The following is a 23,569-nucleotide window of genomic DNA, read 5'->3' as shown; positions in this document are numbered from 1 at the left end:
CAGCGGTTATTCCGGTTCGCGATCGCGACAATCTTCTGTTTCCGGGCCGCGGGGATGGATCGTGCAGTTGAGCAGGTAGCCGCCGTCGCTTCTGCCGTAATAGTAGCGGCATCCGATGCAAATTGCGGGAGGTTCGATCGCACTTTGGTAAACCGGATAATCCGCAGTTGCCAGCAGCGAAAAGTCGCGCTGCGTCTGAACATTCCCGATAATAGCACCGGATAGTTCGACAGCTTGGCGGATGTTTTCGATCCTGGTGTAAGGCGGCAGGTAAATGTCAACACAAAGGCGTAGGCCCTGGCTATCCTGTTCGTGGCGGGTAATAGTGCCTCCGAGCAAACCGACGCGCGAAGCGATAGCCGAGGAAAATTCGCTCAGGGAGGTGCAGTAACCGGAGAAAACGTGAATATGTTCGTCCGTAGTAGCTCTCACCGTCAGGCGAGTGGGAATTCGGACTCTCAGGTAAGCGTCGAGTTCGTCAAAAACCGGTTCGGCGAGGGAGAGCATTTGGCTTGCGTCTTCGTGGTTGAGCCCAAAACCCTTAGAAACCTTGGACACGAGGGCTGCTAAAATATCAAAAACTTCGGTTAAGAGCGATTGTAGCCTGCTATCAATGGCGATCGGACATTCTCTCAGCAGCTTTAAATAATCCTCCAAACGATGAGCAATGCGCTGAATGCTGCTAAATCCGAGCATAGCTGCTCCCCCTTTAATCGAGTGCGAGGCTCGGATGAGCTGGTGTATTCTTTGGGGAGCTGGCACGGTGTTTTGCAGGTCCTGCAAGCCTGGTTCGATAATTTGGATCTGTTCTGTGGCTTCTTCGATAAAGTAGCCGATGATCCGCTGTAGTTGTTCTGGCAGCATAATTTTATTCTCCGAAAGGCACCCTAGGAGCGGTTGACTGTTGTCAGTTGACTGTTGTCAGTTGACTGTTGTCATTAATCAGACATTTGATAGTTGGGAACCGATATTTAACTGACGAGTTATTTTTGTTTTTAAGCCCTAATTTGTTTTATTCTGACTCACGGCAACTGTAGTGGCAATGTCGAAAACTGTTAACTCTTAACTGTTGACAGTAATTTTTTTGGCTCCGACGGTAGCGGTTGCTACCCCCAACAGCAGCACCGCAGCACCTACGAGTACCGCCGGCGCCGGCATTTCCCCAAACAGCAAATAACCCAACCAACTCGCCGCCACCGGTTCAAACAGGATAGCAAGAGTTACCAGAGTTGGGGAAATCTGCATTACAGCCCAGTTCAAAATGGTGTGGCCGACTAACTGAGGCACAGCGGCCGTTAACAAAATATAAAAATATACAATGTGGGGGTAATTAGTATAAGTAGTGCCGAAGGCGAAGGGGAGAGGGAGCAGGACGATCGCAGCCACAGTATAGGCGATCGCGATATAGCCGCCAATTCCCAGCCCCCGCCGCTGAGCTTCCCGGCCCAGCAGCAAATACAAGCTAACAGCCCAGGAACCAGCCAGAGCAAGGAAATCGCCTAGCAGTTGGCTGCTGCCAGCATTAGCTGCGCCCGCACTTCCCAGAGCGATCGCCATTCCCCCAATCAGGGCTATAGTAATGCCAGCGATCGACAGTTTGCTGAGTTTTTCCCCGAACCAGAAGCGCGACAAAAGCGCTACCCAGACAGGATTAGTGGTGACGAGAGCAGTCGAGGCGGCGATCGAAGTATAAGAAAGTGAGGTTATCCAGAGGGCAAAGTGCAGGGCGAGACACAAACCCGCAGTAGCAGCATAGCGCCGAGCTCCCGGTTGCAGGGCGTTCCACTGAATTTTCCGCCAAGCCGGAAGCAGAATTAAAGCAGATAAAGTCAGACGAGAGGCCGCGAGCACCAGACTGAAACCCAAACCGCCCGCCCCTGCTGAAAAGTTAGCCAGCCGAATTAAGATGGAGGAAGTTGAGACGGCTAAAACGCCGATAATTAACACTAGGGCGATCGACCAATTCGGCGTTTGTTTCGGAAGATTCATTTTTTAGACATTGGGCATTGGCCAAACAGGGCATTGGGCATTGGCCAAACAGGGCATTGGCCAAACAGGGCATTGGGCATTGGGAAAATTTATATAGCAATTTTTACATAATGCTGAACACTTTCTGAAGACTTTCTCTTCCCTTCTCTTCCCTTCTCTTCCTTCGCGTCTTCGTGGTTCGTTAAAAAAAAACCGATCGCCCTTCTTAAAAAATTCCCATATCCAAGAAATATTAATGTATAGTAGGGGCAGGGCGGGTTTATGAAATTGTATATTACGGGCAATTATTGTTTGCGAACCCGCCCTACAAAATTCAACATCAAACAAGTCCGAATCATCTCGTTTCCGGTTGCATCGGTATTATTCAAACAGTTAACAGTCAACCGTCAACAGTCAACAGTCAACACTCATTCCGGTTCAGCCGGAATTGATATTACAATTTATAACTATCTATGGCTCCGACAGTTTTGATTACAGGCGCTTCTCAAGGAAGCGGCAAAGCAACAGCAATTTTATTTGCAAGTAAAGGTTACGATGTAGTTATGGTAGCTCGCCAGCCAGAGAGATTGGCAGCAGCAGCGGCCCAAGTGCAGCGAGAAGGCACTTCCGCTGTAGCTATTCCGGGGGATGTGGGCGACATTCAACAAGTGCGGGCGATCGTCCAAAAAGCCCTAGATGCCTGCGGCCACATCGATGTTTTAGTTAACAATGCTGGCATTTGTCTCACGGGGGCGATCGAGCACACTACCTCCGAAGACTGGCAGCAATTAATGAATACCAATTTTTGGGGCTGCGTTAACACAATTCAAGAAATGTTGCCACATTTTTTGGAACGAAAAACAGGGACAATAGTCAATGTTGGTTCCATTGGCGGCAAAATGCCTTTGCCTCAAATGACTGCTTATTGCGCCAGCAAATATGCAGTAACCGGTTTAACAGAAACTTTGCGATTGGAATTAGCGCCTCAAGGTATTCACGTTTGCGCCGTGCATCCGGGCCTGATTAACAGCGATTTTTTAGAAAGAGCTCAATTTCGCGATCGAGACGAACCCGCAGTCGAATCGCGCCGCCAGCAAATGAGCAAAATGCTGAAATCTGAGTGGGCAACTCAGCCCGAAGATATTGCTAAAGCTATCTGGGATGCTGTGAAAAATCAGCGTGCAGAAGTTACCGTCGGCCCTGCTTTTGTAGCGTCGGAAGCTTATCGTTTGTTCCCCGGTTTGATGCAGTGGGCAATGGAAAAGGGCAAGCTGTGAGACTTATTGGTAATTGCTAATTGGTAATTGCTAATTGGTAAGGTGCGCCATAAGCACCAGACAAATTATTAGTAACGCGCATCAGTCCTAGGGATCTGTTCACCTGAATATATACAACTAAAGAAAGAGACTGTGAAAGCCGCCCGAACACTATAATAATGGCAAACAAACCAGGACATACACCATGCAAATCAAAGCACTTGCAGTTACAAAAACAGGCGGATTGCTTGAAGAATACAAATTCGATGTCGCCCCTCCAAAAGTACATGAATGTATTATAAAAGTGTTAAGCTGCGGCATTTGTCACTCTGACTTGCACATGATTGACAATGACTGGGGTCAATCAAAATATCCCCTCGTTCCGGGCCACGAAGTTATCGGAGAAGTGGCAGAAATAGGGCCGCAAGTGACTCATTTAAAAGTGGGCGATCGCGTTGGTGTCGGCTGGCAACGGTCGTCTTGTTTGCAGTGCCGCGACTGCTTGCGCGGTAACGAAAATCTCTGCGATGAAAACCAGGGATTAATTGTTACAGGCCCGGGCGGTTTTGCCGATTATTTGATGGTAGATTCCCGCTTTGCTTTTCCTATTCCCAAAGGCATCGATTCCAACGTAGCGGGGCCGCTGTTGTGCGGCGGAATTACAGTTTACGCCGGTTTGCGAAATGCAGGGATGAGTTCCGGGCAAGAAATTGGCATTCTCGGCATCGGCGGTTTGGGACACATGGCGGTGCAATTTGCGAAAAAATTAGGAAACCGCGTTACAGTTTTTACTACTTCCCAAGATAAGGCAGAATTTGCACATAAAATGGGGGCGGACGAAGCTATTGTAGTAGGAAAAGGCGAAATTCCTCAAGCCCCCAGCAGCAAATTAGATATTTTGTTGAGCACTGTTCCTGCTTCTTTAGATTGGGTTCCGTACATTGATTTTCTCGATTCTAACGGTGCGCTTGCTTTTGTGGGAGTTCCCGACGAACCTTTGAGCATTCCGTTATTTTCGCTGCTGATGAAGCAACGCCGAATTGTGAGTTCTCTCATCGGCGGTCGCGCTATGATTAATGAAATGCTGGCAATTGCAGAGAAGTTTGAGATTGAGCCGATTGTCGAAGTTTTTGCGATCGCACAAGCGAATGAAGCAATTCAGAAAGTCCGGGACAATCAAGTGCGCTATCGCGCAGTTTTGACGGTGAGTTAGATAATGGGTAATGGGTAAGGTGCGCCTAGCGCACCCTACTAGAGATATATAAGCAACGAATTAAAGCAAAGAATTAGCATTAATAAAACGGCCGTTTAAATCGGCTGGGGTCACATTCAAAACAGTACCCAACAAAGCATTAGTAAAACCGAATCTAATATTAGTAGCTTCCACACGGCCGTTGCCATCGGGATCGAGACTTCGCTGGGAGATGCCGCCCTTGGCTAATAAGCTAGTTCCACCGGCTATACTTGCAGGATCGATCAGCAGCAGTCTCGGATCGTTCAAGCTATAACTTACCTCTTCCAAGGAGATATTGCTGCTGGTAAATGCCACACTAATTCCAATCGAATCGCTAGACTTATCAAAATCCACAATTACCGCGTCAGGAACTTCAATTCCAACTACTCGGATTCCCGCTTGATCGACTCTAAAAACAAATACATCGCTCCCCCCACCACCTTGGTAAATATCCACATCTCTGTCGCCAATTAAAGTATCATTACCGTCACCGCCCACTAACAAATCAACGCCTTGTCCTCCGCGCAACAAATCATTTCCCGCACCCCCATCTAGGAAATCGCTATTTCTATCTCCTGTCAAGAAATCGTCGCCAGTTTCTCCCAAAACATCGTCATCATCTTTGCCGGCGTAAATAGAATCATTGCCGACACCGCCTAACAGACTGTCTTTACCATCGTTGCCGAAAATCCGTTCTACATCTGACGAGCCCCTGACAGTATCATTGCCGCCCAGCATCCAAAGTCCCCCAGGAAAACTAGCAAGCTGTCCTGGTGCAAGTGTAATATTTTCAGGAGAATTGTCTCCTACCAAACGAGAGATGCCTGAATTATCTGGTGTGAGTACCATATTTGTAAACTTGATGCGATGTGAGCATGGATATTGTGCAATATTCTACAGCTTATTAGGGTGCGCCAGAACACAGTTACTTCCTCACTCGCGATCGAGCAATCGCTGGCGCACCCTACTAGATAGCTCGATCGCTCCATCTTGGCACAAGCCTGATGGAAATACCCTAGATTAAAATAAAAGTTAAAATTTGAGCCGATGCCAATTATCTTAGTTGAAGACTTGAGCAAAGTTTATCCGGTAGCGATTAAAGAACCGGGGCTTAAAGGAACAGTGCGACACTTTTTTAGTCGCACTTACCGCAATATCAAAGCAGTTGAGGGCGTTTCTTTCAGTATTGAACCGGGGGAAGTCGTGGGGTTTCTCGGTGCTAACGGTGCGGGCAAAACTACTACGCTGAAAATGCTGACGGGTTTGATTTATCCGTCTGCGGGTACGGTGAGTGTGTGCGATCGTACTCCTTTCCGTCGGGAAGCAGATTTTCTGCAAAAAATCACCTTAGTGATGGGGCAGAAACAGCAGTTAATTTGGGATTTACCTGTGCTTGACTCTCTCCGAATTAATGCCGCTGTCTACGGCATTCCCGATACAGATTATCGGCGGCGCGTCGGAGAATTGACCGAAATGCTGTCACTAGAAGGCAAGTTAAATCAGGCGGTGCGAAAGCTGTCTTTAGGCGAACGCATGAAAGCGGAATTGATGGCCGCACTAATGCACCAGCCAGAGGTATTATTTTTAGATGAACCGACTTTAGGTTTGGATATAAACGCACAGTTTAGCGTCAGGCAATTTCTGCGAGAATATAACGAGCGCTATCAAGCAACGGTGTTGTTGACGAGCCATTACATGGCTGACATTACTGCTTTGTGCAAGCGCGTTTTGTTAATCCATGAAGGGCAATTAGTTTATGATGGCAGTTTAGACGGATTGCTCGACAGGTTTGCACCTTATCGGGAAGTTCAGGTAAAATTAGCTAAGCCGCTGGCCAAAGATAGTGCTTTTGCTTACGGGGAGGTAGAATCTATTGAGGGACAATCGGTGCGTTTTTTGGTGAAAAGGGAAGAGCTGACGGTGAGCGTGGCGAAGATTTTGGCGGACTTGGACGTGATAGATTTGACTGTTACCGATCCGCCCATTGAAGAGGTTATTGGTAGAGTTTTTCGCACGGGAAAAGTTTAATGTTTTTGGCTGGCTTCATTCTCCATAACAGGCAATATGCCTGTTCCACTAGAGTTCCAATGTTGTGTGGAACGGGCATCTTGCCCGTTGCTAATACCGAAAAATTGAACAGGCAAGATGCCTGTTCCACTAAAGTTTCAATGTTGTGTGGAACGGGCATCTTGCCCGTTGCTAACACCGAAAAATTGAACAGGCAAGATGCCTGTTCCACTAAAGTTTCAATGTTTTGTGGAACGGGCATCTTGCCCGTTGCTAACACCGAAAAATTGAACAGGCAAGATGCCTGTTCCACTAAAGTTTCAATGTTTTGTGGAACGGGCATCTTGCCCGTTGCTAACACCGAAAAATTAAATCTACAATTGATATGACAAAATCCATCAAAATTGCTAAAACTTTGCTAGTTACCTACTACGCTTATATGCTCGAATATCGGGCAGAGTTGTTTTTGTGGGCGCTGTCGGGAGCTTTGCCGTTTATCTTGATGGGCGTCTGGATGCAGGCGGCCGAAACTGGTCAATTTGGGCTGAATTCGATCGACTTTGCCCGTTATTTTTTAGCGGCTTTCATTGTCAGGCAAACAAATGTAGTTTGGGTGATTTGGGATTTTGAAAAGCAAGTAGTGAAAGGCGAGCTATCTAATAGATTGTTGCAGCCTCTCGATCCCGTATGGCATCACTTTGCATCTCACGTTTCCGAAAGGTTTGCGAGGCTGCCGTTTATATGCGGATTAGTGCTGCTGTTTTTTGCACTTTACCCGCAGGCTTTTTGGCTGCCGAGTTTGGGCAGGTTTTTGCTGTTTTTGTTGGTTATCGTCTTGGCTTTTTGCTTGCGGTTCTTGATACAGTATACCTTTGCGCTGTTTGCTTTTTGGCTGGAAAGGGCAAGTGCGATCGAACAATTCTGGCTTTTAATTTACCTATTTTTATCGGGACTTATCGCGCCGCTACAAGTGTTTCCCGCACCCGTGCGCGAAGTAGTTTTGTGGACGCCGTTTCCTTATTTGATTCATTTTCCCGCTTCAATCTTGATAGGATTACCCGTAGATGTAGGCCGTGGTTTGTTGGTAATGTTGGGTTGGAGTGCGGTGTTTTTTGTGTGGAATCGCTGGCTTTGGCGGCAGGGTTTGAAGCAGTATTCGGGCATGGGAGCTTAAATAATAATTAAAAATTAGAAAACTGTAAGCTGCGTCACAGTAAAAATGTTAATTGTTTTGTCAAAAAGACGTGACGCACCCTACTTAACTGTCGAGTAATATCATGTCTGATCGATTGACCATAATATCCCGGCCGGGCGGGTTTTTGAGATTGTCAATTATTGGCAGATATTGTTGGTGAACCCGCCCCTACCTGATTTCGGGTAATCGACCTGACATGATATAAATCTAAAATCTAAAATCTAAAATCTAAAATCTAAAATCGACTGACGCACCTACTTAAGTCGATCGCAGACATCATGCAAAAATGCAATCGGGAGTATTCGACAATTGCATAAATCTCCATTTTTTGTATATATAAGTACAAAAGTTTACAATAAAGTCTTATATTAATTAACCCAACGACTGATAAACGGGATAAAAGAGATTCTAATGACAGCCAAAAAAAACCTCATTGTAATCGGCAATGGCATGGTAGGTCACAAGTTCCTGGAGTTAATGGTGAGCTCGGATGCTACCAAACACTGGAATTTAATTACTTTTTGTGAAGAACCGCGCGTTGCTTACGATCGCGTAAACCTCAGCGGATTTTTCTCTGGCAAAACAGCGGGAGATTTATCTTTAGTTGCACCGGGATTTTATCAACAAAACGGCATCCAGATTCACATTGGCGACAAAGCAGTCGCCATCAACCGGGAAAAAAAAATAGTTTCTTCAGCCAACGGTTTAGAAGTTCCCTACGACAAAATTGTTCTCGCGACCGGTTCCTATCCATTTGTGCCATCAATTAAAGGCAAAGACGCTACAGGAACTTTTGTTTACCGGACAATTGACGACCTGGAAGCGATGTCATATTACGCTAAAAATTGCAAAATTGGCGTAGTAATTGGCGGCGGTTTGTTAGGTCTAGAGTGTGCTAATGCTCTGCAAAATATGGGTCTAAAAACTCACGTGGTTGAGTTTGCATCGCGGCTGATGCCCGTGCAAGTTGACGAAATTGGCGGGGCAATTCTCCGTAGCAAAATAGAAGAGTTGGGGGTTTCGGTTCACACCAGCAAATCTACAACAGAAATTGTTAGCGAAGATGGCAAAGTTACTAAAATGCTGTTTGCTGACGGTTCGGAATTGGCAACAGATATGATAGTGTTTTCTGCTGGCATTCGCCCCCGCGACGAAATTGCCAGAAGTTGCGGTATAGAAGTAGGAGAACGCGGTGGCATCATCATAAATGATAGCTGCCAAACCTCCGATCCTGACATTTATGCGATCGGAGAATGCGCCCTTTATCAAAATCGCATCTACGGCTTAGTTGCGCCTGGGTATACAATGGCAAGCGTAGCAGCAGATATTTTGAGCAGTGTAGCGGATGACGGGCAAGATGCCCGTCCCACAAGCACTTTTACAGGTGCAGATATGTCCACTAAACTCAAATTATTGGGGGTGGATGTTGCTAGTTTTGGAGAGCCTTTTCCCAAGTCGGGCGATGCTAAAGAAATTGTTGTTGCTGACACCTTCCAAGGCATTTACAAAAAATTAGTTTTAAATCAAGACGGCAGCCGGATTTTAGGCGGAATTCTCGTAGGAGATGCTTCGGCTTACGGCACTTTGCTGCAATTCATGCAAAATGAAATTGCTCTGCCGCCGCATCCCGAAGATTTGTTGATGCCACCGCGAGAAGGGGGAGCTCCGGCAGGTTTTGGAGTAGACAGTTTGCCGGATTCTGCTCAAATTTGTTCTTGCAATAATGTTACCAAAGGGCAGATTTGTGCAGCGATTCGCGATCATAATTTAACCGATGTTGCCAGCGTCAAGAAATGCACTCAAGCGGGGACGGGTTGCGGTGGCTGCGTGCCTTTAGTGACAGATATCTTCAAGTCGGAGATGAAGAAAGCTGGGTTTGCAGTCAAAAATAATCTCTGCGAACATTTTGAATATTCTCGTCAAGAATTGTACCATTTAGTGCGTTCTCAAGAGATTAAAACCTTTGAGGAGTTGATTGAAAGACACGGCAAAGGTAAGGGCTGCGAAATTTGCAAGCCTGCTGTTAGTTCGATGTTGGCTTCTACTTGGAATGACCATATTTTAGAGAAGTCTCACGTCGGTTTGCAAGACACGAACGATTACTTTTTGGCAAACATTCAGCGCGACGGTACTTATTCGGTGGTGCCCCGAATACCGGGGGGAGAAATTACGCCGGATAAGTTGATTGTTTTGGGTGAAGTTGCCAGGGATTTTGGGCTTTATACTAAGATTACTGGCGGGCAACGGATTGATTTGTTTGGAGCTCGCGTGGATCAATTGCCGCATATTTGGCGTCGGTTGATTGATGCGGGATTTGAGTCGGGACACGCTTACGGTAAGGCTCTGCGTACTGTCAAATCTTGTGTTGGTAGCACTTGGTGCCGCTTTGGGGTGCAGGATTCAACGAGTTTGGCGATCGAAGTTGAATTGCGGTATCGTGGTTTGCGATCGCCCCACAAGCTCAAATCTGCTGTCTCTGGTTGCACTCGCGAATGCGCGGAAGCTCAAAGCAAGGATTTTGGGATCATTGCGACAGAGAATGGTTGGAATTTGTACGTGTGTGGCAACGGTGGTATTAAGCCACAGCACGCGGTTTTGCTGGCGACGGATATCGATAAGGAAACGCTGATTAAGTATATCGATCGATTCTTGGTTTTCTACATCCGCACGGCAGACAGATTGGAACGCACTGCTACTTGGTTGAACAAACTTGAGGGCGGGATTGAATACTTGAAACAGGTGATAATTGAGGATTCTCTGGGAATTTGTGCTGAATTAGAAGCCCAGATGGAACATTTAGTTAATACTTATCAATGTGAGTGGAAAACGACGATTGAAGACCCACAAAAGGTGCAGCGGTTCCAGCATTTTGTGAATTCCGATTTACCCGATCCGAGTATTGTTCGTGTTGCGGAACGGGGACAAACGCGGCCGGCTAACGAACATGAAAAGGCTCTGGCTGGAGTTTCGGAATAACCCCTCCCCAGCCCTCCCCTTGCTAAGGGGAGGGAGCAAGATAACCCCTCCCCAGCCCTCCCCTTGCTAAGGGGAGGGAGCAAGAATCTCGTTCCCAGGCTCTGCCTGGGAATGAATTCCGGGAGGCTCTGCCTCCTTCGGCGAGGCGAGGCAGAGCCTCGAAACCTACGTTCCCAGCCGGAGACTGGGAACGAGATTGAAGTAAAATAACAGGAAAAGAAAATGGTTCAATCATTACAAGTTTCAGATACTGTGACTACTTGGGTAGATGTGTGTTCTCTGGATGCGATCGCCCCTTATACTGGAGTTTGCGCTTTAGTTAAAGGCGAACAAGTGGCGATTTTCCGAGTGGGAAACGGGGATGAAGTTTATGCGCTTAGCAATTACGACCCGTTTAGTAAAGCTTTTGTTTTGTCGCGGGGAATTGTGGGCGATCGCAACGGCACTCTCAAAGTTGCTTCTCCCATTTACAAGCAAAACTTTAGTCTCACTACCGGGCAATGTCTGGATGATGAAACGGTAAAGATTCCTACTTTTGCGGTTCGGGTTGTAGCCGATCGCGTCCAAGTAGCTGTTAGTTAGATTCAGCGGCTTAATTGTTCGATCGCCATCCGCCACCACCTAACATTCCTGTGGGTGCTGGCGGATTTTGCATTGGGGCCCTCCCGACTCAGTATTTTTCGTATAAAATAGAGTCGATTGGCTCCATACTCCACGCTCGCTCAAAAAAATCTCAACTAATATCGGAGCTGATGCGAGGATTGTCAATGCAAACAAACTTCAGGGGCAGGGTATCAGTATGTTGTTAAAAAAACTTGTTTCCGAAAATAATCCCCAGACTGTAGCAGAGTTAATCCATGCCCAACTCAAAATCGGTCAACTGACTTGGGGCGAACTCAACATACAAGTTTTCGGCCAGCACTGGCGGGACGAATCTTTGCACGAAGTCCTCAGAGAAATTGCAGCTAAGCTCGACAAAGAAACAGCGAGCCAAATTATAGAATATCTCACAGATCAAAACGGTCAACAAGAAAAATTTATTAATTTGTTTTTAGCAGCGCAATGCTTGTTAAAAGTTAAAAATGATGTTAATAAAAAAACCGAAAAAAAACTGTTAAACGCTTTAAAAAAGTTATCGCAATACGGTACGGGTTTCCTGATTCTTTATCAAAGCGCTCAAGAATTGCAGGAAACTTATCAAATTCGTAATCGATCGATCGTCGCGATCGCCCAAACTTGGAAAAACGACCCGCAAACCCTGCCCTGGCTGAAAATACTCGCTCACTCCACCGACTGTGGCGAAGTCCGATCCACAGCAGTCGAAGCAATAGCCCGTGGTTGGCCAGACCAGCCAGAAATTTACCTGATGCTCAAAAAACTCGCCAAATCCGATCCAAGCTGGGCAGTGCGATCGACCTGTGTGCGAGAAATGGCTTGTGGTTGGCCAGACACGAGCGATACCTGGCCGCTGCTGACTGCCCTGGCTCAGTCAGATCAAAGTCCCGCAGTTCGCACCGCAGCACTGGAACAGTTGGCCTCTAATTGGCCCGATCGCACAGATACCTTGCTGCTGCTGAGAAAGGCCGCCGAATCCGACGAAAATTTGGGAGTGCGAGTCTGTGCGTGGCAAGAAATAGCCAGAGGTTGGCACAGCCTTTTAGGCACGGCCTCCCTGCTCAAAAACCTTGCCCAGACAGGAAGTTCTATCCTGCGAACCGTAGCGGTGCGGGAGTTGGCAGCGGGCTGGCCTGCTGCAGCCGACGTTTGCCTGCTGCTGAAAACCCTAGCCGAATCCGACAGCAGCAAAGAAGTGCGGACAGCAGCCTTAGAAGAATTGGCCTCGCACTGGCCCGACGAACCAGACATTTACCCGCTGCTGAAGACTAAAGCCGAGTCCGACGCGAGTTCGAGCGTCCGGCGCTCAGCAGTGCAAGCAATTGCCTCTGGCTGGCGCGGGAACCCCGAAACTCTGACTTTTTTGAAAAATATAGCATTGGGCGATCGCGACGCCGACCTGCGCGAAATAGCCCTACAACAGATAGCCGCAGGTTGGCCCGACCACCCAGAAACCCTGCCCCTGCTGCAAAAAATAGCTGATTCCGAGGATTACTGGACTGTGCGGCAAGTAGTAGTGGAGGCTGTCGCCGCAGTGGCGTCAGGAAGTCTCGAAGTCTTTGGCTGGTTGCAAAATCTCGCCGCGTCAGACAGACACCTCAACGTCCGAGAAACTGCGGTGGAAGAGATCGCAAAACGCTGGTCTCACCGGGGCGAGACGCTGCCTTTCCTCAAAAGCCGGGTAGAGTTGGAGCATGATTCTCACCTGCTGAGCGTGCTAGTGCGATCGATCGTGCGGGGGTGGCCCGACCACCCGGAAACCTTGCCTTGGCTGAAAATTGAGCTCGATTCTGGGGAAGCGCTGGTGCGGCAAGCGGTGGTGCTTGAACTAGCTTACAACTGGCCAGACAATCCTGAAACTTGGATGCTGCTGGAGGCTCAAGCAGAGGGCGATGAGAGTCCCGCTGTCAGGCAAATCGCTTTGCAAAAGTTAGCCCGGGCACGGACAAATCAGTCTCAAACTTTCGAGTGGCTCAAAAGTAGATCTCAAAAGGATGAAGATTCGCAGGTGCGGGCGATCGCCCTGGTAGAGTTAATGCGGGGATGGAAAGACGAGCCGGGAATGTTTGAGTTTTTGCGCGATCGAGCTTTGAGCGATCCTGACAATCAAAACGGTTCTTTTCCTTACAATCCCAGATTTACAGCGCTCGAAGCGATTATCGAACATTATCCCGAAAATCCGGGAGTTGTGCCGTTGTTGCGATCGCTTGCAGTTTCCGACGCAGAAGAGCAAGTGCGTGCCTTAGCGGGTCGCCGACTACGCAGCCAAGACTGGTAAACAGAAACAATCTTTTAGACATAGGAGTAAAAATTGGCGATATCAGCCCGTTTTTTGGTAGCTACGGCGGGTATTCTGTAATAAAGCTCTACAAGCCGTCATCGTGTTCACCTTCATCGTAGTACCTTAAAAATTTCATTTTTTTATTAACATACTTGTAATGAATCCTGGTTGAGGATGGTCGTTGGGTAATCCTAAAACGAGACTCTTTTTTATTCGTCAGCCACTCATCTTGTAAATTTGAGTCTTTAGCTGCTTCTTGCTTAGTTAATGTTAGTCTTTTTGCAGTCCGCTCAATAATAGACGTTCTGTGATTTTGAACTTTAATGATATCCTTTAAGAAAGATTTTGAAAATTCGTATTCATAGATCGGTTGTTTATCCAGCTTCTTAAATGCAATCTCTAAAGCTGTATTAAATTTTCCCTCCTCATCAATATTACTAGGCCAGTAACTTTCTGTTAAGTCAATCTGGTCAAGCCATTCAATTGGTTTAGCAATCACCACAGGATTAACTTGAAAAGAATGGCAGTCACAAAGAAAGGTAAATTCTTCCCTTATCCTATTAACGCCCAAACACAAGTACACATTTTCTTCTCGCTCTATAACTATGTGCATTAACTCCAAAAAAGCACACAAAGCTAAACCTTCAAAGCAGCTACACTTCAAAACTGGCTGCATTAGACATGAAGATAAATTTTCCTGGCTTTGTATAAATTGTCTGGCGGTATTAAAAGCTTTATATATAATAGGAACAATTTGTAACTTCCAATCTCTATCTTGACGCCAAGGTGGCAATTGAGGATGATCCCAAAGTAATCCCTCGAGGTCATCTGTCCAATATACCCTTGTAATCTGATAGTTATTAATATTTTCCAAATTATCTAACAAATGCTTTAAAAAAGTATCTCTTTTTTCAGAATCTTGCCAATCTGATTCAGATATAAAAAGAATTTCAGGCTCGAAGACAGCTTTCATTGCTTCTCCTGTTCATTCTTACTAGCACTGCTTCTGGCAAGTTGTCTTTTTTTTAGGCCGGCCTTTAAAATCTTTTCTTGCTCCAATGCCGTTTGATCAAAAAAGTCTACAGGCCAATTAGTAACTCCAAAATTTTCATCAATGCAAACTTCTTCGTAGACAGATCCCGAATCGGTTGCACTAATAAAATAGATTCCAATTAAATCTTTTAACGTACCTGTGTCATCTTCAACAATTCTTCTCACTAACCTATTGATAATGTGATCGCTGTGAGTTTCAACCATGACTTTCTTCCCAGAAAGAGCTAGTGCAATAAAATAATCAGATAATTGCATTTGAAGATTGGGGTGTAGATGGATTTCTGGTTGCTCAAGTAAGAGCGTATGCCGTTGTGGCATCCTTAATCCTTCTAAAAGGATCGGAAAAATTTGACTTACTCCAAAACCTACATCAGCGATGCTAACACGAGTTTTGGATGCAGAGTTTGAGTTAAGGTTTAGATAAACAATTTCATTACTAAGCTCAGACTTGAATCCTTTTATATTCATCAAATCTAGCCATTCTTCGACAGCATTAGATAAGGTCATTTCCTTTTTTTGCTTAAAAGAATTACTTTTAGTATCATAAAAATAATGATTGGAAATAGTTTGATCTTTGTCTGTTGAATAAATATATGCAGCATTTTCACCTTCTACACCAATTTCTGTCTTTTCTTGTTCGTTTATGTATCTTCTAGAAGGTCCTTTTTTTAATGGACCTATATAGCTATAGGATGAAAAAAGTCTTTTAAATAAATTATTTATCCTGTCAAATGAAAATGCAATATCTGATAAACCTGTTAGGCTTGTAGAGTCAGTTTCACTCACTGAGAATGATAAAAATGAAAATAAATTTGTAAATTCAACTTTTGCAGTCAGTCTTCCGTCTTGACTACTTTCCTCATCTCGTCTGATTCTATTTTTTATATTCTGCCAGCTAACTGTATATAAATCCTTATCGACAACAAGTTGTATATCAATAGAAGAACCTGGAATTTTTTGTTTATCTGAGTCTATTGTCTCAATCCTAAATTGGAGCTGCTCAACAGTAATTCGTTTTATATGATTTTTACTTTTAATTCTGTTTTTAATTTTAAGTTTAGGCGTTTTCACCACAAGTTTGATATAAATCAAAATATCTTCAGTCTGGAGTAATCCTATTTTTGGTGCGAAATCTATAAGCAACCTTCTTAGTTGAATAGTATTTATATAGTTAGGTGATTCTTCGTTTTCGTTATGCAGTTTAAAAGTAAATTCAAATACTAGGCGATTGTCCAAGTTTTTCTCGAAAATTATGTTTTCAAATGAGCCTAAATTTACGAACCTTCCATTTAGTAAAAGAATTTGGTTGGGATCTTGGCTTTCCAGAGTTTGTTTGAGCAGAAGTATGCTTTGGAGGATGGAGCTTTTGCCACAGCTATTGGTTCCACATAAAATTGTGATTGGTTTAACATTCAAGTCCTGTAAATTTTTAAACCCTTTGAAGTTCTCTAAAGAAATGTTTTCTAACATTTTTTTTAATTTTAATTTTTTTTGCTGTTCAGTCTAGTATATCCTATACATTAAGACATCTCCAACAATTCTTGTGGGACAGGCATCCAGCCCTCCCTAGAGCGGCTTTTCACTCCTATGTCTATTCATTCCCACAAAAGGCCGATCGCATACCGCACCGCTTCCCCCATTACCGAACATCGATCGCAATCCGAAGCCGTTTTCTCCCACGCCAGCAAATGTTCCCGAAAAACTTGGTATTGCTTGCCCCGCTGCACGAGGCTTGCAGTTTCCGACGCAGAAGAGCAAGTGCGGGCTTTAGCGGGCCGCCGGCTTCAAGTTTTAACAATTAACTGTTAATAATCGATCAAAAGGGTGATGGCATACCGCACCGCTTCCCCCATCATCGAACCACGAACGCGATCGGATGCCGTTTTCTGCCACGTGAGCAACTGTTCCCGAAAAACCGGGTCTTGCTTGGCCCGCTGCACGATCGCCTGACTGATGACTTTCTTTTGAATCTGCTCTGTCGGGATACCTTGCTGCTTCAAATAATCCAACAGCCGCTGCACGCTTTCGGAGAATTTATCCGGCGTCTGAGACATCAAAATAAACGAAATTTGGCGCACCATTCGCTGGTAGATTTCCTGTCTTCTGAGCAACGCTTCCTTGTTACTCGGCTCCGCATTGTTACTAGGAACAGCCAAGTCGAGCAAACTCAAAATTTCAGCGCCCTTGGCTAAAACCTTTTCCAACATATCTGGATAAAGCTCCAAAATGCGATCGCCCAAAATCTTGCCGTTCACCAAACGGTTCGCGCTCAGCCGCAGTAAATTTTGTTCTCCGGCAGACTCAAAAAATTGAACGTTGAATTTGAGTTCGTGGCTTTCCAACTCCACGCGACGCAGCGTAAAAACCAAAGCCTCCCAATTAGGAGATTCATCAAAAAACACCTTCACAGTAGAACTGTCCTCTTGATGCTGCCGCCCCAATTCCCCCGACTCAAAATCGCGATCGACCGGAAAGCGATTTGCCGCAACTTTCGCAGTATAATCAAACCCAGTAAAAACATAGCTGCATTCAACTCTCGACAGATCGACATCTTGAACTTGCCAATTTTGAATACAGCAACCCGTAAGCTGCGCCCCCTCCAAATTCGTCCGAATCAAACGGCACTCAATCAAACAAGCTTCTCTTAAATCCGCCTCACCCAAAATCGCATCCATCAAATAAGCGCCACTCAAATCAGCTTTCCGCAAATCAGCACTTCGCAAATTAGCTTCGCTCAAATCAGCTCGCAGCAAATACACTCCTTGCAAGTTAGCTCGCAGCAAAAGCGCCTTCTTAAAACTCGCTTTCAATAAATAAGAACCCGCCAGATTAGCTCGACTCAAATCAGCGTTATCCAGCACCGCCTCAGTCAAATCCGCCCCCGCCAGCACAGCTCGGTGCAAGTCAGCGCCCGTCAGATTTGTCGATCGCATTTGAGCGCCATTCAAGTCAGCTTCAATCAAATTTACACCGCTCAAAATTGCCGATCGCAAATTCGCTTCCACCAAATGCGTTTCCCGCAAATTAGCGCCCGTTAAATTAGCACCAACAAGACTGGCGCGGTTGAGATTCGCCTCCATCAATTCCGCCGCCATCAACTTCGCGCCGTCGAGTTTAGCCCCGGCAAAATTAATTTGGTCAGATTTAACTTTTTGAAGATTAGCACCCCCCAAATCCGCTTCCGGGAACGCAGCCCAATTGAGTTCTGCTGCTTCCAAACAAGCAAGGCGCAAATCCGCTTTAGCAAGATTTGCCCCGCTCAAATTTGCCCCGCTCAGATTCGCCCCAGCCAGCCCCGCACTGCGGAGATCCGCGCGCCGCAAACAAGCCCCTATCAACTTGGCATTGCTCAAAAAAGACCAGCTCAAATTAGCACCGGTCAAGTTAGCACCAGTGAGGTCTATTTCTCGCAGGTTAACACCGCTTAAACTAGCGCCACTGAGGTCAATGTGACCAAAGTTGCGCTCTCCCTGTTGATAGCGCTGTAAAAATTCTTGTGTTTGCATTCCGCAGATTGGGGGGCTGGCAATTTAGCTGTTTTAGGACGCGCGGGTCAATCGATTTTAGATTTTAGATTTTAGATTTTAGATTAAAGCATTGACCCCACAGATAAATACGTTCGGCAAGTTTCATCGGATACAGGTTTTTTATTTCCCAGGTCCTGAGTCTCCGAAGGAATGAATCCGGGGGCTTGTATCCTGGATGCGAGGGGGTCAATAACTTGAACTGTAAGGTACGCGCGGAACACGAGCGGGCTAAGCACGGGAACACTACTCCTATTACTTACTGCAAGAACTCATGTCCTCCGGGTGATCCGTGCGTACTTTACCCCTATAGATGGCAGTTCAAAGGATTTGTTGCCTAAGTTCTATTTCTACTACCAGTTTTACAGACTTTTGTAATTTCAAGTGGGAGCATCTCATATTTGTAAAAATACTTCTTCTGGCTCATTCCTTCTTGTGGCTCCTTCCTTCTTCTTCTTTCCTTCTGCCTCTTTCCTTCTGCCTCCTGCCTCCTGCCTCCTGCCTCAAAACTCCAATTTCTAGCGGAGGGCTGCAAAGGTGAGATGCTCCCTTTCAAGTAGCCGAGTTCCTATCTGATACGCTGCCCAGCCGGAGAGTGTTTTTACCTAAAGCGCTGCAATTCTTGCTGCAAGTGTTTTCCCCATTTAGTCGCTAGAGGAATTTCTGTAAAAGGAACCTGCACCGCAGCAGCATCTTTCAACAAAAATTCGAGGGCGATTGGACTTCCCGAATTCGGCGGTGACTCTAAATCAACTGCCTGAGAGTTGACTAACAACCGCAGCGACTGCACATCTTTTAAAGAAAAAGTTTGCAAATTCACAGGCCCGCTGCGAGTAGGTTTTCCCCAAGTTAAACTGTCTTCTTGCTGACCGAGTACAGCATAAATATCGTACTTGGCTTTAGCGAATTGTTCGGCCCAGACGCGATACGCTTCCAGCTTTTGATACTCGTTCCATCCAGCCCAAGCTAGCCCAATAAAAATTGCCAGCAGCGGCAGCCACATTAAACCTCTTTCCATGCAATACCCTTGTTGAAAATACTCGCTTGTTCTGTTTCTCATCTTCTCTAATGATACAATTAATTGAAGTCCTAAAACTTGCTCTGCAATTTCAACTAGAAATTAGAGCAATTTTTGATCTAGCAACAGCCACCGCCGAAAACTACCAAACGCCCGCGTGCGAGAGCCCCACAAGTCGCAGCAAGGAAAACTGGCGCTGGCGGTGAAAAGTGGGTTATTGTGGTGAACACGCCTTCCCTAAACGGACGATCGGCAATGAAAAAGTTTTTCCTTCTGTGCTTATTTTTAATCGGTCTCGGCTGGGCGATTTCTAATTTCCCAGGACTTGCTACTCAAGGCACTTACGACTCGATTGTGCTGGATTTCCGCGAAGATGTCGGTAATGCCACGATCGCCAAGCAAGTAAAGGCGATCGCCCAACAGTACCAAGTCGCACCGCAACTCAACAGCGAATTCTCAGCGGGGGACAATGTATATGTAGTTAAGGGCGATCGCACTTTGCTAAACGCCCTGAGAAAATCAAATTTGGCTAAAGATACCGAATACATTGAACCGAACTTTGTCTACAGCGCTTTCGAGATTCCCAACGACCCCATGTATACCAAGCAGTGGAATCTCCGCAGCATCAACGTAGAATCTGCCTGGAACGAAACCAAAGGCAGCGGCACAACAGTAGCGATAATTGACACGGGTATTACTCCAGTCGCTGACTTAAAAGAAACCAAATTTGTACCGGGCTACGACTTTGTAAACGATCGCGCCCAAGCCTACGATGACAACGGCCACGGTACTCACGTCGCAGGTACTGTCGCCCAATCAACTAACAACAATTACGGCGTTGCGGGCATCGCCTACGAAGCAGCTTTAATGCCGCTAAAAGTGTTAAGCGGCAGCGGTGGTGGCACGGTTTCCGACATCGCCGAAGCAATTAAATTTGCTGCTGACAACGGCGCTGATGTGATTAACATGAGTCTTGGCGGTGGCGGTGAAAGTCAGTTAATGGAAGAGGCGATCGACTACGCCCACTCTAAAGGCGTTGTCATCATCGCAGCCGCCGGCAACTCCGGCGACAGTTCCGCTTCCTATCCCGCCCGCTATCCCCACGTCATCGGCGTTTCCGCCCTCGGCCCCGACGAGGAAAAAGCCTCTTACTCCAATTTCGGCGCAGGGGTTGACATTGCAGCCCCCGGCGGTTCTGAAATGGGCAAAATCCTGCAAAGTACGATCGACCCGGAAACTGGTGCCGAAGTATTTGAAGGCTACCAAGGCACTAGCATGGCTTCTCCCCACGTTGCAGCCGTTGCAGCCCTTGTCAAGGCTTCCGGCATCACAGAACCAGACGAAATTCGCAGCGTACTCTTGCAGTCCTCGCGAACTGTCACTGAAGATCCGTTAAACCATTTTGGTTCAGGACACCTAGACGCAGCCGCAGCAGTTCAGCTAGCCCAACGCGGACAAATCAACTTCCGCGATTTCTTCCGCTGGCTGCGCGATAACGGCTATCTCAACCCCCGCTTTTGGATTGACGGCGGTGCAGTCGCCCTGTTGCCTAAAATTGCAATGGTGCTCGGTTCTTACCTGCTGGCTTTCTTTTTGCGGAATTATTTTCCGTTCCAGTGGACTTGGGGCTTTTCCGGCGGCTTGATGGCTGGTAGTTCTGGGTTCTTTTTCCTGCGGAACTTGTTTGTATTTGACTTGCCGCAGTGGCCGCTGCGGGTGATGGGCAGTTCTATTCCCGAACTCGGCGGCGCAATTAATGGCAGCAGTATGCTGAATCCCTTTTTTGCTAGCGTTTTGGTTCCTGGGATTTTGATTGCTTTGCTGTTGGGACATCAACAGTGGAAGTGGATCGCGATCGCAATTTCGATCGGTTGTGCCAGCAGTTTAGCGGTGAATGCTTTTGTGTCTCCCGCCGTCTGGGGATTGGGAACTGGTTTAGTAGCACAAACATTCTTGATAGTCAATGCTTTTCTGTGTTTCGGACTGGCGCGTTTAGCAATTAAAACAGAGGTGCGATCGGCATGAGTATTACTGTCAAAGGTGAAATTGAACGCAAAGGATTAGGCCCGGGCACTTGGGCTTTGGTGGGCGAAGATGGCGAAACTTACGAACTTAAGGATGCTTCTTCTGACTTGAAAAAAGCTGGTTTGAAAGTAAGTGTCAAAGGTGAAGTCCGCAAGGATGTGATGACTTTTGCTATGATCGGCCCGGTTCTTGAGGTGCAGTCTTTTGAGGTGTTGTAGGTCGATCGACTAATCCAGCTTTCGAGCAAAAAAAACCCCGGCCTTAATTGGCTGGGGTTTATTAATCAGGGTGCATCTACTAATTTAATCTCCCGCCTCACACCACCTCTTTCAGGACACTTTGGCAGAATTTGCGAGAATTTGTGGTTTGGGGTGCGATCGCCAAAAAAAACCCGGCCAAAATTGGTCGGGAGTTAATTAATCAGGGTGCATCTACTAATTTAGTCTCCGGTTCGAGGTGCACCTGTTCGGGACAGTTTGGGTAAATTTGGGGAAATTCGTGGTTTGGGGTGCGATAGATCAAAAAAAAAAACCCGCCTTAAGAAGGTCGCGAGTTAATTAATCAGGGTGCATCTACTAATCTAGTTCTCGTTTTTACAGCGATCATTTATAAAACAGTTTAAAATATACTCAATGAGTTTATTTTGATGAATTGATACCTGATTGTTTTTTTAAATTTATGCGAGTTATCAGCAAAAGAACCCTGAGAGACTTTTGGGACAAACACCCCAATGCAGAACCCAATTTATTACAATGGTATCAGCGAACGTCCGAGGCAGCATGGAAAAACCTAGCCGAAGTCCGCCAAGTTTTTCTCTGGGCCGATATCGTAGGAAATTTTACAATTTTCAATATCAGTGGCAACAACTACCGACTCATTACCTTTATCGATTATGAATATCAGCTAATTTTCATCCGTCGCGTACTAACTCATGCCGAATATAACAAGGAGAATTGGAAAAATGACAGTTGGTTTAAAAACTCCTAGCAACTACTATATGGAACTCATTACCACCTTTCCACCGCGTCCAATCACTAATGATGATGAATTAATCGCCACGCAAACTCGCATTAATGAAATTCTCGATCGAGCAAGTATCACCTCGGACGATCGGGATTATTTAAAAGTGTTGGGTACACTGGTGTATGACTATGAAGAAGAACACGAAGTTTGGCCTACATTGAAAGGAATTGGCCTGGTGAAAACATTAATACATGAAGATAACGTTTCGCCAGAAAAATTGTTAGAAATCTTTGAGAGTGAAGAGATTTTCAACGAAGTTATGATGAGCAAGAGAGAACTAACTGTCGGTCAATTAAAAAAACTCGGAGAGTTATTTCACATCTCGCCATCTGCTTTTGTGGACTAAAACTTTTCTCCAGCCTCACAGCACCTTTTTCAGGACAAATCTGATTTTTAACCGCGATACACGCAGATTAACACTGACAGGCGTTGATTTAGTGCTGATTTGTGGTATAGAGTGCGATCACAAAAAAAAAACCCAAACCAAAATTGGTCGGGAGTTAATTAATCAGGGTGCATCTACTAATTTAGTCTCCGGTTCGAGGTGCACCTGTTCGGGACATTTTGGGAAAATATTTGAGAATTAGCGATTTTGAGTGTAATACGCCAAAAAAAACCCGGCCAAAATTGGTCGGGAGTTAATTAATCAGGGTGCATCTACTAATTTAGTCTCCGGTTCGAGGTGCACCTGTTCGGGACATTTTGGGAAAATTTGGGGAAATTCGTGGTTTGGGGTGCGATCGCCAAAAAAAAACCCCAAACCAGAATTGGCGGGGAGTTAATTAATCAGGGTGCATCTACCAATTAAGCTTCCTGAGAATTCCAGCGCAATCCGGACAACCTCAAACTTTATTCAGCATCACCGTCGATACCGCAAAAAAAACCCCAAACCAAAATTGGCGGGGAGTTAATTAATCAGGGTGCATCTACCAATTAAGCTTCCTGAGAATTCGAGCGCAATCCGGACAACCTCAAACTTTATTCAGCATCACCGTCAATACCGCAAAAAAAAACCCCAAACCAAAATTGGTCGGGAGTTATTTAATCAGGGTGCATCTACTAATTTAGTCTCCCGTCTCACAGCACCTCTTTCAGGACACTTTGGCAGAATTTGCGATAATTTCTGGCGAGGGCGGGCGATCGCAAAAAAAAACCCGGCCAAAATTGGTCGGGAGTTATTTAATCAGGGTGCATCTACTAATTTAGTCTCCGGCTTCACAGCACCTCTTTCAGGACACTTTGGCAGAATTTAGGAGAATTTCTGGCGAGGGCGGGCGATCGCAAAAAAAAACCCGGCCAAAATTGGTCGGGAGTTAATTAATCAGGGTGCATCTACTAATTTAGTCTCCGGCTTCACAGCACCTCTTTCAGGACACTTTGGCAGAATTTAGGAG

General features: G+C 46.0%; 23 protein-coding genes. 14 read left to right on the top strand and 9 right to left on the bottom strand.

Going from position 1 to position 23,569, the window contains the following annotated elements; translation table 11 throughout:
- Positions 1-6 precede the first annotated feature (6 nt).
- Both QUB35_RS16530 and QUB35_RS16525 read right to left on the bottom strand, forming a co-directional pair.
- Positions 7-864, bottom strand: coding sequence for an Hpt domain-containing protein (locus QUB35_RS16530; RefSeq protein ID WP_333142893.1), 858 nt, complete (start codon positions 862-864; stop codon positions 7-9).
- Between the two features lie 198 nt (positions 865-1,062).
- Entirely contained in the window at positions 1,063-1,989 is a 927-nt protein-coding gene (locus QUB35_RS16525) for a DMT family transporter (protein WP_333142892.1), read from the bottom strand.
- Positions 1,990-2,250: 261 nt separating this feature from the next.
- Between QUB35_RS16525 and QUB35_RS16520 the strand changes: the two genes are divergently transcribed.
- The 3 genes from QUB35_RS16520 (at position 2,251) to QUB35_RS16510 (ending at position 4,437) form a co-directional block, all read left to right on the top strand.
- The gene (locus QUB35_RS16520; protein WP_333142891.1) at positions 2,251-2,460 is read left to right on the top strand and encodes a hypothetical protein; all 210 of its coding nucleotides are present in this window, start codon (positions 2,251-2,253) and stop codon (positions 2,458-2,460) included.
- Positions 2,442-3,245 (top strand): SDR family oxidoreductase, encoded by an 804-nt coding sequence (locus tag QUB35_RS16515; RefSeq protein ID WP_333142890.1) that lies wholly within the window; start codon positions 2,442-2,444, stop codon positions 3,243-3,245. Before QUB35_RS16520 ends, QUB35_RS16515 begins: the two co-directional genes overlap by 19 nt.
- Before the next feature lie 184 nt (positions 3,246-3,429).
- Positions 3,430-4,437, top strand: a complete 1,008-nt coding sequence (locus tag QUB35_RS16510; protein WP_333142889.1) for an NAD(P)-dependent alcohol dehydrogenase — start codon at positions 3,430-3,432, stop codon at positions 4,435-4,437.
- A gap of 60 nt (positions 4,438-4,497) precedes the next feature.
- Here the strand turns inward: QUB35_RS16510 and QUB35_RS16505 are convergent, their stop codons facing one another.
- The gene (locus tag QUB35_RS16505) at positions 4,498-5,307 is read right to left on the bottom strand and encodes a calcium-binding protein (protein ID WP_333142888.1); all 810 of its coding nucleotides are present in this window, start codon (positions 5,305-5,307) and stop codon (positions 4,498-4,500) included.
- Between the two features lie 198 nt (positions 5,308-5,505).
- Here QUB35_RS16505 and QUB35_RS16500 point away from each other — a divergent pair, with 198 nt between their 5' ends.
- Positions 5,506-6,486, top strand: coding sequence for an ATP-binding cassette domain-containing protein (locus QUB35_RS16500; RefSeq protein ID WP_333142887.1), 981 nt, complete (start codon positions 5,506-5,508; stop codon positions 6,484-6,486).
- Here the strand turns inward: QUB35_RS16500 and QUB35_RS16495 are convergent.
- Positions 6,452-6,808 (bottom strand): hypothetical protein, encoded by a 357-nt coding sequence (locus tag QUB35_RS16495; RefSeq protein ID WP_333142886.1) that lies wholly within the window; start codon positions 6,806-6,808, stop codon positions 6,452-6,454. The two genes, QUB35_RS16500 and QUB35_RS16495, sit on opposite strands and share 35 nt — an antisense overlap.
- 42 nt (positions 6,809-6,850) lie before the next feature.
- Here QUB35_RS16495 and QUB35_RS16490 point away from each other — a divergent pair, with 42 nt between their 5' ends.
- The 4 genes from QUB35_RS16490 to QUB35_RS16475 all read left to right on the top strand — a co-directional run bounded on the left by QUB35_RS16490 (position 6,851) and on the right by QUB35_RS16475 (position 13,529).
- Entirely contained in the window at positions 6,851-7,639 is a 789-nt protein-coding gene (locus QUB35_RS16490; RefSeq protein WP_333142885.1) for an ABC-2 family transporter protein, read from the top strand.
- 432 nt (positions 7,640-8,071) lie between these two features.
- Positions 8,072-10,636 (top strand): nitrite reductase large subunit NirB, encoded by a 2,565-nt coding sequence (gene nirB, locus QUB35_RS16485; RefSeq protein WP_333142884.1) that lies wholly within the window; start codon positions 8,072-8,074, stop codon positions 10,634-10,636.
- Positions 10,637-10,858: 222 nt separating this feature from the next.
- Positions 10,859-11,218 (top strand): nitrite reductase small subunit NirD, encoded by a 360-nt coding sequence (gene nirD / locus QUB35_RS16480; RefSeq protein WP_333057424.1) that lies wholly within the window; start codon positions 10,859-10,861, stop codon positions 11,216-11,218.
- A 217-nt stretch (positions 11,219-11,435) separates the two neighbouring features.
- Entirely contained in the window at positions 11,436-13,529 is a 2,094-nt protein-coding gene (locus tag QUB35_RS16475) for a HEAT repeat domain-containing protein (RefSeq protein ID WP_333142883.1), read from the top strand.
- A gap of 88 nt (positions 13,530-13,617) precedes the next feature.
- Here QUB35_RS16475 and QUB35_RS16470 read toward each other — a convergent pair whose 3' ends face one another.
- Together QUB35_RS16470 and QUB35_RS16465 are read right to left on the bottom strand one after the other, a co-directional pair.
- Positions 13,618-14,505 (bottom strand): hypothetical protein, encoded by an 888-nt coding sequence (locus QUB35_RS16470; RefSeq protein ID WP_333142882.1) that lies wholly within the window; start codon positions 14,503-14,505, stop codon positions 13,618-13,620.
- A complete protein-coding gene (locus tag QUB35_RS16465) occupies positions 14,502-16,055 on the bottom strand; it encodes a DUF3696 domain-containing protein (RefSeq protein ID WP_333142881.1) in 1,554 nt (517 codons plus the stop codon). The genes QUB35_RS16470 and QUB35_RS16465 overlap by 4 nt, the downstream gene beginning before the upstream one ends.
- A gap of 117 nt (positions 16,056-16,172) precedes the next feature.
- On the opposite strand from QUB35_RS16465, the gene QUB35_RS16460 reads away from it, so the two are divergent.
- Positions 16,173-16,394 (top strand): hypothetical protein, encoded by a 222-nt coding sequence (locus QUB35_RS16460; protein WP_333142880.1) that lies wholly within the window; start codon positions 16,173-16,175, stop codon positions 16,392-16,394.
- Here QUB35_RS16460 and QUB35_RS16455 read toward each other — a convergent pair.
- From QUB35_RS16455 to QUB35_RS16445, 3 genes are all read right to left on the bottom strand, one after another.
- Positions 16,391-18,091 carry a pentapeptide repeat-containing protein gene (locus QUB35_RS16455; protein WP_333142879.1) on the bottom strand — a complete coding sequence of 567 codons (1,701 nt, stop codon included), beginning with the start codon at positions 18,089-18,091 and terminating at the stop codon, positions 16,391-16,393. The two genes, QUB35_RS16460 and QUB35_RS16455, sit on opposite strands and share 4 nt — an antisense overlap.
- Before the next feature lie 355 nt (positions 18,092-18,446).
- Positions 18,447-18,644 carry a hypothetical protein gene (locus QUB35_RS16450; RefSeq protein ID WP_333142878.1) on the bottom strand — a complete coding sequence of 66 codons (198 nt, stop codon included), beginning with the start codon at positions 18,642-18,644 and terminating at the stop codon, positions 18,447-18,449.
- Between the two features lie 66 nt (positions 18,645-18,710).
- Positions 18,711-19,127 (bottom strand): hypothetical protein, encoded by a 417-nt coding sequence (locus QUB35_RS16445; protein ID WP_333035636.1) that lies wholly within the window; start codon positions 19,125-19,127, stop codon positions 18,711-18,713.
- A gap of 50 nt (positions 19,128-19,177) precedes the next feature.
- Here QUB35_RS16445 and QUB35_RS16440 point away from each other — a divergent pair, with 50 nt between their 5' ends.
- The 5 genes from QUB35_RS16440 (at position 19,178) to QUB35_RS16420 (ending at position 22,521) form a co-directional block, all read left to right on the top strand.
- Positions 19,178-19,333 carry a hypothetical protein gene (locus QUB35_RS16440; RefSeq protein WP_333142877.1) on the top strand — a complete coding sequence of 52 codons (156 nt, stop codon included), beginning with the start codon at positions 19,178-19,180 and terminating at the stop codon, positions 19,331-19,333.
- A gap of 49 nt (positions 19,334-19,382) precedes the next feature.
- Complete coding sequence (locus tag QUB35_RS16435) at positions 19,383-21,152, top strand: S8 family peptidase (protein WP_333142876.1); 1,770 nt, start codon at positions 19,383-19,385, stop codon at positions 21,150-21,152.
- Positions 21,149-21,370 (top strand): hypothetical protein, encoded by a 222-nt coding sequence (locus QUB35_RS16430; protein ID WP_333142875.1) that lies wholly within the window; start codon positions 21,149-21,151, stop codon positions 21,368-21,370. The genes QUB35_RS16435 and QUB35_RS16430 overlap by 4 nt, the downstream gene beginning before the upstream one ends.
- A gap of 460 nt (positions 21,371-21,830) precedes the next feature.
- A complete protein-coding gene (locus QUB35_RS16425; protein WP_333142874.1) occupies positions 21,831-22,139 on the top strand; it encodes a type II toxin-antitoxin system HigB family toxin in 309 nt (102 codons plus the stop codon).
- Positions 22,114-22,521: a transcriptional regulator gene (locus QUB35_RS16420; RefSeq protein WP_333142873.1), complete on the top strand. Its 408-nt coding sequence runs from the start codon at positions 22,114-22,116 to the stop codon at positions 22,519-22,521. Before QUB35_RS16425 ends, QUB35_RS16420 begins: the two co-directional genes overlap by 26 nt.
- Positions 22,522-23,569 lie beyond the last annotated feature (1,048 nt).

The organism is Microcoleus sp. B13-B6, assembly GCF_036705405.1.
In the GTDB taxonomy this organism is placed as follows: domain Bacteria; phylum Cyanobacteriota; class Cyanobacteriia; order Cyanobacteriales; family Microcoleaceae; genus Microcoleus.
This window is presented reverse-complemented; position numbering and strand designations above follow the sequence as displayed.